Genomic DNA, 14,311 nt, shown 5'->3' on the forward strand with positions numbered 1-14,311 from the left:
GGCCGGGACCGGGGCCGGGGCCGGGGCCGGGACCGGGACCGGGACCGGGGCCGGGACCGGGGCCGAGGCCGGGACCGGGGCCGAGGCCGGGACCGGGACCGAGGCCGAGGCCGAGGCCGAGGCCGGGGCCGAGGCCGGGACCGAAGCCGGGACCGAGGCCGGGGCCGGGGCCTGGGTCGAGACCGAGGCCGAGACCGAGGCCGGGGCCTGGGTCGGGGCCTGGGTCGGGGCCTGGGTCGGGGCCTGGGTCGGGGCCTGGGTCGGGGTTGAGGCCTGGGTCGGGGTTGAGGGCGAGACCGAAGGTCGGATCGGGGTTGAGTTGGGGGTTGGGGGTCGGGCCGGGACCGGAGCCAGGGTGGGGGCTGCGTGCCGGAGCGATGTGGAGGCCGCGGCCGGGGTTGTGGCCAGGGTGGACGTTGGGGGTGGGGATGCGGAAAGGCGCAAGGCTGACACCCAGTCGGTGCCGAGGAGGTCGGCTGCGTAGCGGGGGCGCTTTGTGCCTACGGTCAGGCGGCGGACGTTCAGGCCGCCGTCGAGGGTCAGGGTGGTGGGGAGGTCACGCCACTCGACGTTGGTGTATGCGGAGAGCAGCGCCTGGAGGGGTGCCAGTGCGGTTGTGACGGTGCTCGTTGCGTACACAATCAGCGAAGTGGCCTCTCTCAGCGAGAGAAGGCCGATGGTGTGATCGAGTTCGGCGGTGGTGAGCAGCACGCCGCGCACCGGCGTCTCGCGGAGGCCGGGGCCGGGGCGCAGTTCGGGGGTGCCGAGGATCTGGGCGCGGATGTCGGGCGAGGCGTTGATCAGGTACCAGGCCCGGCCGTCGCCGGAGACCGCTACGGAGTCCTGCAAGCGCGCGTGGCCGGTGCGGCAGGTCTCGCAGGCGCAGTTCCATTGTGGGCAGCCGCCGCCGGCCGCGCTTCCGAGCACACGGACCTTCACCGGTAACGCCGGGGGATCACGGCGGGGCGGGGGCCGCCGGCCGGGACCAGGTCCTGGTGATGTGGCGACAGGGAGCAGACGGGGTCGGTGGCGGCGGCGTCGCCGGTGAGCTGGAAGGCCTGGCAGCGGCAACCGCCGAAGTCCAGTTCTCTCAGGTCGCAGCCGCGGCAGGGGTCGGGCATCCAGGCCGTACCCCGGAAGCGGTTGAACAGTTCCGAGTCGAACCAGATCTCCGCCAGCGAGCCTTCCGGCGAAGGGCCGGGGAGTTGGGCGGCGGCCAGGCACGGCAGCACCGTGCCGGACGGGTCGATCGCGAACTGGCGGGAAGCCCAGCCGTTCATGCACGGCTTGGGGCGGCCCGTGTGGTGGTCCGGGCGGACGTAGACGATCTCCATGTCGTAGCGGCCGTGCACCCGTGCCGCGGCCTCGTCGGCGTGGTGGATCTGGGCCGCGGTCGGCATGATCGCGGCGCGGTTGCGCAGGCCCCAGCCGTAGTACTGGGTGTGGGCCAGCTCCAGCCGGGACGCGCCCAGGCCGGCGGCGAAGGCGGCGATCTCCTCCACGGCGTCGACGTTGCCCGCGTGCAGCACCACGTTGACCGTCAGGGGCAGGCCGGCCTCGCGGACCAGAGCGGCCGCCGCGATCTTGCGGTGGTGCGAGCGCAGGCCGGCGATGGCGTCGGCGGCGGTCTCGGCGGCGTGCTGCACGGAGAGCTGGACGTGGTCGAAGCCGCTCAGGCGCCGCGCGGTGAGGCCGATGCCGCTGGTGATGAGGTTCGTGTACATGCCGAGGCCGCGCGCGTGCGCCACCAATTCGGGCAGGTCGGGCCGCAGCACCGGCTCCCCACCGGAGAAATGCACCTGGAGCACGCCCAGATCACGTGCCTGCGTCAGCCGCGCCAGCCATGCCGCCGTGCCGATCTCGCGTCGAGACGCCTCCACCGGGTTCGAGCAACGGCCGCAGCTCAGGGGGCACCTATAGGTCAACTCGGCGACCATGCCGACGGGCAATGGCGCCCGGCTCAGACGCTTTCCCGCGATATTTCGGGCATGTGCGGCCGGGCCTCCGTCGATGAGCAGCCGGCGATCGACAAGATCCTCGATGAGATCGGCCACGTCGGCGACCTCGACGCCGTCGTAAGAAGAAGCCATGAGAGCGACGATCTCGGGAAGACCACGGCGGCCGTCGCACGCCCGGACGACATCAGGCGCCGGCCCGTCCAGCAGCAGGCTCCCCTCCGGATAGAGCAGCGCGTCGACATCCCGCACCGGGTCGTGGACGAGCCGCACTCCCTCGGCCAGGCCCGGCCTCATCCCACGCCACCCTGGTAGTCGATGGCGTCCAGCATCGCCCCGAGCACGTCGCATTTGAAGGCGAGCGCTTTCACCGCGGCGATCTGCGACTCCCTCGTACGGCAATGGGTCAGCACCAGATCGAGCGTGTAGCGCGCGTCGTCGCGGACGACGGGAATGCGGTTGTCGAAATAGGCGTAGCCGTCCGGTTTGATCCAGTCGTAATGCTCGCGCCAGGCGACGACACGCGCCGCCATGAGCGTCGGCGAGAACATTTCCGTCAGCGCCGCGGCCGCCGCTTCGATCCACGGCTTCTCCCGGCAGAAATGCAGATATCCGTCGACCGCGAACCGGGTTCCCCGGGCGACGTGCCGTTCGTCGAGAAGCTCGTCCCGCGAGAGCCCGACCGCGTCCGCGAGTACCAGCCAATCGGCCTCGCCGCCCTCGCCCTCGTGCGTGCCGTCATGGAAGACGACCCGTGACAGCCACTCCCGGCGCACGGAAGGGAGCGGGCAGTTGGCGATGACGGCGGCATTCTTGCGCGCCAATATCTGCTGGTAGTACCAGCGGTTGGCCACCCACGAGCGGACCTCACCGGGGCCGCACTCCCCCGCGTGCAGGCGCACATGGAACGGATGGCCGTCCCAATAGCGCGGCGCGAGGGAGCGCAGTTCGGCGGCGAAAGCCTCGCGGCTCAGCGCTTCGTCAGCCACGGGCGGTCGACTCCGGCGTACCCCGAGATCTCCGCACGGGACTCCAGGCATTCTGTACGCGGCTTGGTCCAGGTCTTCTTCTTTTCCATCTTCTCCCCTTAGATACAGAACGGGATCTTGCCCATGGCGGACAGGATCCCGTTGACGACGTGCTTCTTGAAAAAGGCCTGACCCACGAAACCCGAGCCGTCGATGTACGCCTGCGAGTCGTGCCCGAGCGCGGTCACCCAGGACCGGCCGCCGTCGTAGTACTGGCACCAGGAAATGGGGTGGAACCTGCCGTGCCCGGGGTGGGTGTTCGATTTTGTGGCCAGTGAGGCCTCGTCCACGGCCAGCAGGAATTTGACCCGGGTCGGGAAGGGCATCCAGTTGTACCACTCGTCCTTGAACTCCCAGCGCGGCGGCAGCCCATGCGTGGACGAGTCCTTGGTGAGCGTGACGACGGTGCCGTTCTGGTTGGCGCCGTGGTCGTAGTACTGGGTGCCGCCGCTGAGGCCCTCGTAGTACGGCCAGTTGTATTCGGTGCCGCCGATCGCGTTGTGAATGCCGACGAAACCGCCGCCGGCCCGGACGTACTGCCGCAATGCCGTGCGGGCCGCGTCCAGGTGGGCCGGCGTGGTCGTGTTGACCGCGGCGTTCGGCTGCACCGCCGTGCCGTGCTTGAAAAGGGTGTCGCGGCTCGTGCTGCCGAAGACGACGGCCTTGTACGTGCTGCCGATTCCGGGCATCAGCGTGACGTCCTCGGTCCAGTCGACCTGCACGCCGACCTCGCCCATCCATTTGACGATCGCGTTCTGGAGCACGTGCGCCTCGGTGAGCGCGGGATTGAGGCCGGCGGCCAGGGCCGGTCCCAGATGGGCGTGACGGGGTCCGGCCGTACGCGAGTAAAGCAGGATTTTGTCTTGTCTATTGGCGACCCAGGGGTGATATGAGGCGGGGACCTGGCCGCGGACGACGTTGTAATAGGGGTCGAAGTATTTTTCCTGGCCACGCGGAATGTTGGTGGTGATCGGCTCTTTGACGGCCGGTTCCCTGCCGCCCGCATGAGCCGCGGCCGATCCCGCGGCGGCGGTCGCGCCAACCGCTGCCGCGGCGGTGGCCGCGGCACCTCTGAGGACATTGCGCCTGTTCGTCACTCTTGCCCGCCCTTCGGTGGTCCGCCTAGCGGACCAGATGTTCCGATCCAACGGCCGGGCTCAATATAAGGACGATGTTTCGAGCAGCGCAAGCATGGATTACTTTCGCTGCGCGTCGTACGCTGCGTACCTCTAGACGGACCTATGGGTCCACTAGGTGGACCACTAAGGAGAACGCGATGGAGGTTCAACGCCGCACCGTCCTCAAAGGGACGATCGCCGCGGCCGCGCTGGTCGGGGCCGCACCGTCGCCCGCCGGCGCCGCCAAGCCGGCGCAGGCGTGCACCACCCCGGGCGGATCCGACTTCCCCAAGGTCGGCGGCAACTACGGCAACCAGAACTACTCGGCGCTGCGCGACATCAACCAGGGCACCATCCGCCGGCTCGGCGGCGCCTGGGTCAACCGGATCGAGGGCGGCCTGACCACCGGCACCAACCAGAGCACGGCCGTCGCCGTCGACGGGGTGCTCTACATCGAGTCGGCCCTGGGCAACGTGCACGCGGTGGACGGGCGCACCGGGCAGACCAAATGGACGTACACGCAAACCCGCGGCACCGTGACCCGCCGCGGCGTCGCCGTCGGCGCCGGCAAGGTCTTCACCCACGGCAAGGGCAGCTGGATCATCGCGCTCGACCAGGCCACCGGCGCCGTCGTCTGGGAGCGGCAGATCACCGGCTACGGGTCCATGGAGAAGGTCGCCGTCACCTATCACGACGGGCTGCTGCACGTCGGCACGCACGACAGCAACCGGGCCGCCGCGCTGGCGCTCGACGCCACCGACGGCTCGGTGGTCTGGCACTTCTGGGGCGCGCCCGGCCCCGGCGAGCTCGGCAACGACACCTGGGAGGGCGACTCCTGGCAGGTCGGCGGGGCCACGCCGTGGCTGCATCCGGCGCTCGACCCCGAGCTCGGGCTCGTCTACTGGACATTCGGCAACGCGCGCGGCAGCAACTCGTCGCAGGACGGCTCGGGCCGCGGCGGGCAGAACCTCTTCTCCAGCTCGATCGTGGCCATGGAAATCAAGACCGGGAAGTACCGCTGGCACTTCCAGTCGGTGCACCACAACATCTGGGACATGGACAACTCGATGGCCCCGGTCCTGGCCGACGTCCGCATTCACGGCCGGCTCCGCAAAATCGTCGTCTACGGCAGTAAGAGCGGGATGTACTTCATTCTTGACCGTACGGATGGAAGCGCGCCCCTGGGAATCGACGAGATCCCCGTACCGCAGGAACCCCGGCAGAAGACCTGGCCCACGCAGCCATTCCCGCGGCAGGGCGGCTGGGTCGAGGACGAGGTCGTGCCGCAGCCGCTCGGAACGTCGGTGCCGGGTGACCCGAACCGGGCCGTGCCGAACTACAAGCGCGGCAAGCTCTACGACCCGTTCTGGGATGTGCCGGTGCTCTCCACGCCGGGGCATGGCGGCGGCGCGTGCTGGAATCACCAGTCGTACAGCCATAATTCCGGCCTGGTCTACACGGGTTACGGATATGTGCCGGCGGCCCATTCCCTTTCGGAGAGCAGCAACGGCCTGCGCCCGCCGGGCGAATATCAGACCGGCGGCGTCGTGGCGGTCGACCCGACGACGAACAAGGTGCGCTGGCGGCGGCGCATGCCGTATTCGCTGGCCCACGGCAACGGCGTGCTCAGCACGGCCGGCGGTCTCATCTTCATCGGCCAGCCCGACGGCAACCTGATCGCCCTCGACGCTTTCAGCGGCCGCGAGTTGTGGCGTTTCCAGTGCGGTGCGGCCATCAGCGCCAGTCCCATCATGTACGAGGTGGACGGCACCGAATATCTGTCCGTCTACGCGGGTGGGACCGGAATCCCGTACGGCGACTCCGCCCCGCGCGGCGACTTCCTCTGGACGTTCAAACTGGGCGGCACGGTCAAGCCGGCTCCTACACCGCCGCCTCCGGTGGTCCGCCGCCCGGTCTCCGGCGGCCCGGTCGAGGGCAGCGCCGTGAACAACACCGTCATCCTCGCGAGGACTTTCGACGCGGCGACGGGAACGGTCGGCTCGGTCGAGTCGACGGCCGTGAACGGAATGGCGCCCACGCATTTGCGCGTACCGGTCGGCACGACTGTCACCTTTGTGAATCCGGCCGACAACGTGCACGCGCACGGCGCCACGCAGTTCTTCGAGGGCCTGTTCGACATCCGGCTCGAGCCCGGCGAGTCTTTCCAATACACGTTCAAGCGCCGCGGCGAGTACTTCTACAACGACTTCCACAGCCCGCGGCCCACCGGCAAGATCGAGGTTTACTAGCCATGACCGACTCCCAGGCCGCGGACTGGTGGGCCACCGCCGTCTCCCGCATCGAGCCGAACGTCATCGAGCTGCGCGGCATCCCGGTCGCCGACCTGATCGGCGACATCGGCTTCGGCGAGATGACCTGGCTCATGCTGCGCGGTTCCCGCCCCACGCCCGACCAGCTCCGTCTCTTCGAGGCGGCCCTGATCGCCGGCGTGGACCACGGCCCGCACGCGCCGTCGATCGCGGTGGCCCGCATGGCCGCGACCTGCGGAGTCGGACTCAACAACGCGATGGCCAGCGCCATCAACGTCCTGGGCGACTCACACGGCGGCGCCGGCGAGCAGTGCGTCGCCCTGCTGTCGGAGATCGTCACCCGCGACGTCCCCGCGGAGGTGGTCGTCGCCGAATGGCGCGCCCGCGGCATCCGCTACCTGCCCGGCTTCGGCCACCGTTTCCACACCCGCGACCCGCGCCGCGACCCCCTGATCGACCTCACCTCGGCGGCGGCCGGGACCGGCGTGGTCACCGGCGACCACCTCCGGGCCGCCCTGGCCGTCGAGGAAGCGCTGCACCCCGTACCGATGAACATCGACGGCGCCACCGCCGTCATCTACGCCGAGCTCGGCTTCCCGGCGCCTTTGGCCCGGGGTTTGTTCGTCCTGAGCCGCAGCGTCGGCATCCTGGCCCACGCCTGGGAGGAGACCGGCCAGGGCCGCCGCAACAAGGGCCCGATCCCCCCGTCGATCCGCCCCACCTACCTCGGGCCCGGGTAGTGGCCGGGCCCGATTCCGAGCAGGGCTCTTATATCCTGCGCTCACGGACTTTGAGCGTCGGATCGGCCGGGCGGAGAACGCTGTGCGAGCTGGGAATGATTCGGGCGGCACGGCGGTAAGTCACGCGCAGAACCTGCTGTGGGTGCAGGACGCGACGGCAGAGATCGAAATGCTCGAGGCGAAAGCGCTCGTGATCTCCCGGCGGATCGGCCGGCCCGGGCCGGAAAATCCCGCTCCTCCGACGAAGACTCGCCGGTTATGGAGAAAGCGGGCGGCGGCGGAAACCCGTAAGCACGACGAGGAGTGGGCCATCCTCGACGCGGTCGACGATCTTCTCGGCAACGCTCAACGGGCCGCCAAGGGAACGTGTCCGGAGTACAAGAGACTCCGAAGCTGGTGGACGGGAAATTGCACCGAGGCGGCATTCCGCAACATCCACAACGCCGAGGCGATGCTGGCCCAGGTTTACAACGATCGGGCGGTCCGGGCCGAGATACCCGAGGCGGTTCGCCGGGCGCGGGAATCGCTGACCCTCGACAATCCCATGCGCGAGACCGCGCGGCGCTGCCTGGAATCATTGCGGCGCGGGCCGCTGGTCTCCTCGGTCGAATTGAGCAAGGTCATCGAGGCGGGACACTCGGCGGCGGACAGGCAACGGCTGAAACTGCGCACGTTCCGCAACATCATGCTGATCGGGTTCGCGGCCTCGGTCATCCTACTCCTGGCATTGATCGTCATCATGTCCATCAAGCCGGAGCTCGTGCCGCTGTGTTTCGTGAAGACCGCCGAACCCAAGGTAGAAGACCCGAACATCATCTGCCCGGTGAACTCCCTGTACAGCCTCGACTCATCTTCTTTTCACGGCCTGCCCTCCAGGTGGGACTTCTTCATCGTGGCCACGCTCGGACTGACCGGTGGGGCCCTCTCGGCGGCGCTGTTCATTCGGGATCTGCACTCGAACGCCACCCCGTACAACGTGTCGGTTCCGCTGGCGCTGCTCAAGCTGCCCGCCGGGGGTCTGACCGCCCTGGTCGGCATCATCCTGCTGGCCGGCGAGTTCGTTCCCGGTTTCAGCGCGATCGACAAGTCGGTGCAGATTCTGGCGTACGCGCTGCTGTTCGGCTTCGCCCAGCAGATCTTCACTCAGGTCCTCGACCAGCGCGCGCAGAGGCTGGTCAACAACATCCCCACCAAGGCGCGGTCGAATGCCGCTGCGGGTTCCGATCAACCGGCCGGCTCCGCCGACGGGAGGGCCTACTGATTCGGGGCGGCCAGGGTGTCGAAGAAGGCTGACTTGCGGCGCTCGTATTCCTCCGGGTCGGACTGAGCCGCGAGTTTGAGGTCGTTGTAGGCGCGCAGCAGGGCCGGGTCGGCCGCGAGGCGCTGCCAGGTGCGGGTGAAGCGGAGGTCGTGTTCGGAGCCGGCGGGGGTCACGGCGACGCCGGTCGGCAAGGGGGCGTCGGCCTCGAAGGTGGCCAGGGTGGGCTGCCAGATGTGCGGGAGCACGACGCGGTAGACGCCGCGCAGGATTTCGACCGTCTCGGCGAACGCGGCCGGTGGGATTCGCAGGTGGAGGTCGACGTCGCCCTTGGTCAGGGCGCCGGGCACGGAACTGCCGCCGACCAGCAGAAGCTCGTGGTCACCCAGCAGGCCGGCCAGCCGGGAGCGTTCGGCGCGCAGAATCCCGCGGGCCGTTTCGATGACGTCGTCACTTCGACGCACTGGGCTGCGGTTGCGGGCTCTGCGCTGCTCGATGTTCCACCGCGGCGATCGTAGCCGCGTCCACGGTGCCGGTGGGCTTCACGCCCAGCGAGGTCTGGAACTTTTTCAGCGCCGCGGTCAGCTCGTCGGTCCACACACCGTCCACCGGGCCGGTCCAAAACCCGGTCAACTTCAGCGTTTGCTGTACGGCGGCTGTAGTCGTGACCGCCTCTTCGGCCGCCGCGCCGCCCTTGGCCTTCAAGTCGGACTGCAGCGCCGCCTCGGTCGCCTTGTCGACCGTGCCGGTCTCGGGCAGGTCATGGGCCTTCTGCAGGGCTTGTACGGCGGCCACGGTCGCCGGGCCGTAGACGCCGTCGACCTCGTTGTTGTAGTAGCCGGCCTCGGCCAGCGACTTCTGCACGGCCAGCGTGTAGTCGCGGGCCTGCCGGTGCTGGTCCTCGCTGACGCAGCCGGTCTCACCGAGCAGGCTCAGCCAGGACACCTCCAACGCGACCGCGGCCGCGTTGAACCGCTCCGACGCCTCCGTCAGCGGCGTCTGATCGGTGACCCCGGCCTGCGCCGCCGCGAACTCGGCGTCGGCCTGCTTGACCCGGTTCACCTTGGCGCTGGGCGGGGACGCCGCCACCGACGGCGATGCCGACGGTGCGGACGACGGTGACGCCTTGCCGTGCACGGCGGCCAGCGCGGCCGTGGCCTCGGCCAGCTCCTTCTCGGCCGCCGCCACCTCCTCGCGGGCGGACCGGATCCCCTCGGCGGCGCCGATCACCTCGGATCGCGGCTCCGCCAGCTCGGCCCCGGCCGACTTCACGTCACCCACTGTCGGCGCGGTCTGGTTGATGAGGTCCCCGTAGCGGTCCAGGGCGGTCACATAGGAGGCACTCGTCTGGCAGAACGCGTCGACCTTCGCGGCCAGCTCGGCCTGCGCCTCGGCGAACCTCTCCTGGCTGTCGGCCAGGTCCCGCTCGGCCATCCGCACCCGGGCGTCCCCGTCGCCGCCGCCACAGCCGGCCACCGCGAGCACCACCATGACCACCAAGCCCCGCACGCAGGTTCGCATCATCCGAGCGTCTCCCGGGCACCACGGCACCGGATCATCCCCACCGAATGAGCGTCACCACCAATAGTTCTCCTGGGGTGTGTAGCCACGCTCGAGCTCGGCGACCTCGTCCACGGTGAGCTCCAGGTCGAGCGCGGCCACGGCGTCGGCCAGGTGGTTCGGCTTGGTGGCGCCCACGATCGGGCGGGAGACGGCCGGCTTGGCGAGCACCCAGGCCAGGGCGACCCGGGCCATCGGCACCCCGCGCCCGGCGGCGACCCGCTCGACCGCCTCGACCACCGGCCGGTCGACATCACGATCGAACGCCTTGGCCACCTCGTCCGAGGCGGAACGGACGGACTGTTCACCGTACGGCCGGGCCGCGCGGCCCTTCGCCAGCGGCGAGTACGGGGTGAGCCCGACACCCTGGTCGAGACACATCGGGATCATGTCGCGCTCCTCCTCCCGCCGCAGCACGTTGTACTGGTCCTGCATGGCCGAGAACGTCGTCCACCCGTGCAGCACGGCCGTGTGCTGAAGCTTGGCGAACTGCCAGGCCCACATCGAGGACGCGCCGAGGTAGCGCACCTTCCCCATCCGTACGAGATAGCACGATGTCCTCACGCCGGGAGAAGCGCGCGATCGCCCGGCCGACGAACTCCTCCGAACTGCCGCCCTGATAGACGTTCGCGGTGTCCCAGAAGGTGACCCCCAACTCGACGGCCTGCCGGAAGAAGGCCGCCGCGGCGTCCTCGTCCAGCGTCCACCGGTGCAGTCCGGTCCCCGCCTCGCCGTAGCTCATGCAGCCCAGGCCGATCCGGCTGACCCGCAACCCCGTACGGCCGAGTCGTGTATATCTCACCGGCTCAGTATCCGACGTCCCGGCGGCGCAGACCCGCATATCCGGCCCCGGTGAGCGCCGCGGCGAGCAGGGTCAGCGCCAGCAGAGGCATGTCCGCGGCCTCGTCCAGGGGCACCTGCGGTGTGTGCGCGAACGGCGAGGCCTGTCGCGACCAGCCGGGCAGGTCGAAGGAGTCGGCGAACAAGGTGATCACGGCACAGTAGGCGATCACGGCCCAGGCGACGATCGCGGCCGGGCGGGGCAGCCAGCCGAACGCCAGCACTGTCACTCCGACGATCAGCCACACCGCGGGCACGTAGGCGAGCGCGACACCGACCAGCCGGGGCACCTGAGAAGGGTCGGAGACGGTCATCCCGTACGCGAGACCCTCGCCGAACCCGAAAGCGACCAGCGTCAAGGCGGTGCCGGGCAGGGCGACGCCGAGCTGACCGGCCAGCCAGGTCGCCCGGCTCACCGGGGTGGCCAGCACCACCTCGGCCCGCCCGGACGTCTCCTCGGCCCGGGCCCGCAGGACGCTGGTCACCCCGTACGCGGCCGCGAGCAGGGCGGCCATCCCGGCGGTCACGGCCAGGTAGGCGTTCAGGACCTCGGCCGCCCCGCCGGTCAGGAACTGCGCGATCTCCGGGTTGTCCCGGACGTACTGCTCGATGCTGTCGCCGATCGAGCCGTATGCCACGCCGAGCAGCAACAGCCCGGCCACCCAGCCGGCGACCGATCCCCGCTGGAGCCGCCACGCCAGCGCGTACGGGTTGCGCAGCGCGGCCGACGCGCGCCCCCGGCCGAGCCTGGTCGCCACCAGTCCGGCCCCGAAGTCGCGGCGCGTCAGCAGGGCCACGGCGACGGCGCCGAGCAGCACGGCGACGGCCAGCGAGAGCAGGATCGGCCACCATCGGTCGCCGGCGAACGGCAGGGTCCGCTGGCCCCACCCGATGGGTGAGGCCCAGGACAGCGCGCCGCTGCCCACGTCGCCGGCGGCGCGCAGCGCGAAGGCGGCGCCGAGCAGGGCGGCCACCGTCCCGTACACCGCGCGGGTGCTCTCGAAGACCTGCGCCGCGACGGCGGCCGCCGCGGCGAAGACCAGGCCGGCGGCGGTGATCGCCGCACCGAACAGGGCCGATCCGGCCACCGGCAGGCCGGTGCCGGCGGCCACGGCGAACACCAGCAGGCCGGCGGCGACATCGGCCAGGAGCGCCAGGAGCAGCGCCGCGGCGAGCGGTGCGTGCCGGCCGACCCGGGCCGACCGGAGCAGCTCGGCGCGGCCGGACTCCTCGTCGGCCCGGGTGTGCCGGCCGATGAGGAACATGTTCATCAGGGCGACCACGACGACGGCGAACGCGAAGATCTCGAACACGATCTCGCCGCCGATCGAGACCAGCAGATCGGTCGGCCCGCTCATCGCGATCACGGCGTTGTTCGCGCCGATCGTGTCCCGCAGCCGTTGCAGCGCCTCCGGGGTGCCGTAGAGGCTCTGGCTCTGCGTGGACTGCACCAGCACGAGAAGCGTGACCCCGAGCAGCCACCACGGCAGGCTCCGGCGCTCGCGGCGCAGCAGGAAACGCAGCAGCGGGCCGGTCCCGGTCACGACGCCGCTCCGTCCTCGCCGTAGTGCCGGAGGAACAGCTCCTCGAGCGTCGGCGGCGAGCTGGTCATGCTGCGCACGCCGAGCGGGCCCAGCTCACGGACGACTGTGTCGAGCTGGGCCGTGTCCACGTCGAACCGGGCGTGGTGGTCGTCGATGACCACGTCGTGGACGCCGGGCAGGCGCCCGATCCCGTCGACCGGCCGCGTGGTCTCCACCGCGATCGACGTCCGGGTCAGGTGACGCAGCTCGGTCAGCGTGCCCGACTCGACCGTGCGGCCGAGCCGGATGATGCTCACCCGGTCGCACAACGCCTCCACCTCGGCCAGGATGTGGCTGGAGAGCAGGACCGTGCGTCCCTGGCTCTTGACCTCGTGGATGCACCGCTGGAACACCGACTCCATCAACGGGTCGAGACCCGACGTCGGCTCGTCGAGCAGCAGCAGCTCGGCGTTCGACGCGAGCGCGGCGATCAGCGCGACCTTCTGGCGATTCCCTTGGAGTACGTCCGCGCCTTCTTCCGCGGATCGAGGTCGAACCGCTCGAGCAGCTCGTCGCGGCGCCGCCGGTCGGCCTCGCCCCGCAGGCGGCCCAGCAGATCGATGACCTCGCCGCCGGTGATGCCCGGCCACAGCGTGACGTCGCCGGGCACGTACGCCAGACGGCGGTGCAGCCGGTCGGCCTCGCGCCACGGATCACCGCCGAGCAACCGCACGTCACCGGAGTCGGGGCGCAGCAACCCGAGCAGCACGCGGATCGCGGTGGTCTTGCCGCTGCCGTTCGGGCCGAGGAAGCCGTGCACCTCCCCCGCGGCCACGCTCAGATCGAGCCCGTCGAGGGCCTTGGTCTCTCCGAACGACTTGTGCAGTGCCGTGATGGCGATCGCTACCTCGCCGGACATGTCCACAGGGTAAGCCCCGCCGTCACCTCGGCGCTGCCCCGCGGACGGGTCAGGAGGCGCCTCGTGCCGCGTTCGGGCCGGCGTCGGCCGGAGTGGAACCGTCGAGGCAGGACTGGGCGAGCAGGTCACCCAGCAGCGGGGCGAACTTCATCAGATTTTCGCCGTACGTGGCGAGCACGCGGCCGTTGCGGGCGAACTGGAGGCCGTCGCCGAGGGCCGGGTCGTGCGTGCAGTAGACCTCGGCGACCGGGCGCGGCTCGACGAACGGCAGGTGCTCGGTGGCGTACGCGATGAGCACCTCCCGCGAGGCCCGCTCGGCGGCCGGGCGGCCGCCCGCCCAGGACACCAGCGCGGGGTCGACGTCGGCGCCGACCGCCCAGGTGCCGGGGGCGGCCAGATGCTGGTAGGTGTCCCCGGTGATCCAGCACTGGAGCGGCTCAGGCGCGCCGGGGCGGATCGGGAAGCTGACCCGCAGGTGGTGCTCCAGCGCGGCCGGAGCCTCGATGCCCACGCCGGCGGCCAGGGCCGGGGTGCCGGCGCCGGCGCAGATCAGGGCCGCGTCGAACACGTCGACGTCGCGGCCGGCGTGGATCCGTACACCTGAAGCAATTTCTTCCACAGCGTCGACGTGAGCCGCCCGGAGGCGGTCGGCGACCGCGGCGACCAGGAAAGCGCGAATGCGATCGACCCGGATCACCCCGCCGGCCGGGTCGATCAGCGCCGGCCCGGCGAAGGTGGCGGCCGGCAGCCGGAGCAGCGGTGACCCGGGCTCCACCATCTCGTGAGCGGCGCCGGCCGTCGCCATCGCCGCCGCCCAGTTCGCCACCTCGGGCCCACTGACTACGGTGCCGACCTCGTCGATGAGCGGAGTGCCGGACCGCCCGCTCCAGTCGGCGAACAATGCCCGCGACCGCCCGGCCAGCTCGACCATGTCGGGGAACGTGTGCGCCAGCCGGAAGATCCGGGTGTCGCCGGCCGAGCGCTCCCCCATCGGCTCGCCGGCCTCGTAACACCGGACGTCGGCCCCGCGCCGCAGCAACGCGGCCGTGGCCGACAGGCCGACGACGCCGCCACCGATCACCGCGATCCTCATGGAGGCG

At 70.5% G+C, this 14,311-nt stretch carries 11 protein-coding genes and 2 pseudogenes; 3 read left to right on the forward strand and 10 right to left on the reverse strand.

The genetic code is table 11. The annotated features are described in order from the left end of the window. The 4 genes from CRP55_RS54170 to CRP55_RS43980 form a co-directional block, all read right to left on the reverse strand. The coding region (locus tag CRP55_RS54170) for an MBL fold metallo-hydrolase (protein WP_245923742.1) at positions 1-927 on the reverse strand (927 nt) is incomplete at its 3' end. Between the two features lie 8 nt (positions 928-935). Next, positions 936-2,252 (reverse strand): pyrroloquinoline quinone biosynthesis protein PqqE, encoded by a 1,317-nt coding sequence (gene pqqE, locus CRP55_RS43970; protein ID WP_097328005.1) that lies wholly within the window; start codon positions 2,250-2,252, stop codon positions 936-938. Then, complete coding sequence (gene pqqC, locus CRP55_RS43975; RefSeq protein WP_245923743.1) at positions 2,249-2,944, reverse strand: pyrroloquinoline-quinone synthase PqqC; 696 nt, start codon at positions 2,942-2,944, stop codon at positions 2,249-2,251. The genes pqqE and pqqC overlap by 4 nt, the downstream gene beginning before the upstream one ends. A 98-nt stretch (positions 2,945-3,042) precedes the next feature. Continuing rightward, a complete protein-coding gene (locus tag CRP55_RS43980; RefSeq protein ID WP_097328008.1) occupies positions 3,043-4,080 on the reverse strand; it encodes a ThuA domain-containing protein in 1,038 nt (345 codons plus the stop codon). Between the two features lie 179 nt (positions 4,081-4,259). On the opposite strand from CRP55_RS43980, the gene CRP55_RS43985 reads away from it, so the two are divergent. From CRP55_RS43985 to CRP55_RS43995, 3 genes are all read left to right on the forward strand, one after another. Beyond that, positions 4,260-6,350: an outer membrane protein assembly factor BamB family protein gene (locus tag CRP55_RS43985; RefSeq protein ID WP_218854974.1), complete on the forward strand. Its 2,091-nt coding sequence runs from the start codon at positions 4,260-4,262 to the stop codon at positions 6,348-6,350. Positions 6,351-6,352: 2 nt separating this feature from the next. Next, positions 6,353-7,111 carry a citryl-CoA lyase gene (locus tag CRP55_RS43990; protein WP_097328010.1) on the forward strand — a complete coding sequence of 253 codons (759 nt, stop codon included), beginning with the start codon at positions 6,353-6,355 and terminating at the stop codon, positions 7,109-7,111. Positions 7,112-7,253: 142 nt separating this feature from the next. After that, the gene (locus CRP55_RS43995) at positions 7,254-8,372 is read left to right on the forward strand and encodes a hypothetical protein (protein ID WP_143235362.1); all 1,119 of its coding nucleotides are present in this window, start codon (positions 7,254-7,256) and stop codon (positions 8,370-8,372) included. Here CRP55_RS43995 and CRP55_RS44000 read toward each other — a convergent pair. The 6 genes and pseudogenes from CRP55_RS44000 to CRP55_RS44025 all read right to left on the reverse strand — a co-directional run bounded on the left by CRP55_RS44000 (position 8,366) and on the right by CRP55_RS44025 (position 14,304). Continuing rightward, positions 8,366-8,833, reverse strand: a complete 468-nt coding sequence (locus tag CRP55_RS44000) for a GrpB family protein (protein ID WP_097328013.1) — start codon at positions 8,831-8,833, stop codon at positions 8,366-8,368. The genes CRP55_RS43995 and CRP55_RS44000 overlap by 7 nt on opposite strands. Beyond that, complete coding sequence (locus CRP55_RS44005; protein ID WP_245923744.1) at positions 8,820-9,878, reverse strand: peptidoglycan-binding domain-containing protein; 1,059 nt, start codon at positions 9,876-9,878, stop codon at positions 8,820-8,822. The genes CRP55_RS44000 and CRP55_RS44005 overlap by 14 nt, the downstream gene beginning before the upstream one ends. Positions 9,879-9,944: 66 nt before the next feature. Then, positions 9,945-10,731, reverse strand: a pseudogene (locus CRP55_RS44010) (aldo/keto reductase). Between the two features lie 4 nt (positions 10,732-10,735). Then, a complete protein-coding gene (locus CRP55_RS44015; RefSeq protein ID WP_097328014.1) occupies positions 10,736-12,313 on the reverse strand; it encodes an ABC transporter permease in 1,578 nt (525 codons plus the stop codon). Next, a pseudogene (locus CRP55_RS44020) lies at positions 12,310-13,211 on the reverse strand (ABC transporter ATP-binding protein). Before CRP55_RS44020 ends, CRP55_RS44015 begins: the two are co-directional and overlap by 4 nt. Before the next feature lie 49 nt (positions 13,212-13,260). Next, positions 13,261-14,304 (reverse strand): NAD(P)/FAD-dependent oxidoreductase, encoded by a 1,044-nt coding sequence (locus tag CRP55_RS44025; RefSeq protein ID WP_097328015.1) that lies wholly within the window; start codon positions 14,302-14,304, stop codon positions 13,261-13,263. Positions 14,305-14,311: the final 7 nt, after the last annotated feature.

It is taken from the genome of Paractinoplanes atraurantiacus (assembly GCF_900215205.1).
Lineage (GTDB): Bacteria > Actinomycetota > Actinomycetes > Mycobacteriales > Micromonosporaceae > Actinoplanes > Actinoplanes atraurantiacus.

Bases quoted from the DNA above. Each gene is read 5' to 3' on its own strand.
- pqqE (WP_097328005.1), bottom strand. From the start codon at position 2,252: ATGAGGCCGGGCCTGGCCGAGGGAGTGCGGCTCGTCCACGACCCGGTG.
- CRP55_RS44025 (WP_097328015.1), bottom strand. From the start codon at position 14,304: ATGAGGATCGCGGTGATCGGTGGCGGCGTCGTCGGCCTGTCGGCCACG.
- CRP55_RS43985 (WP_218854974.1), top strand. From the start codon at position 4,260: ATGGAGGTTCAACGCCGCACCGTCCTCAAAGGGACGATCGCCGCGGCC.
- CRP55_RS43990 (WP_097328010.1), top strand. From the start codon at position 6,353: ATGACCGACTCCCAGGCCGCGGACTGGTGGGCCACCGCCGTCTCCCGC.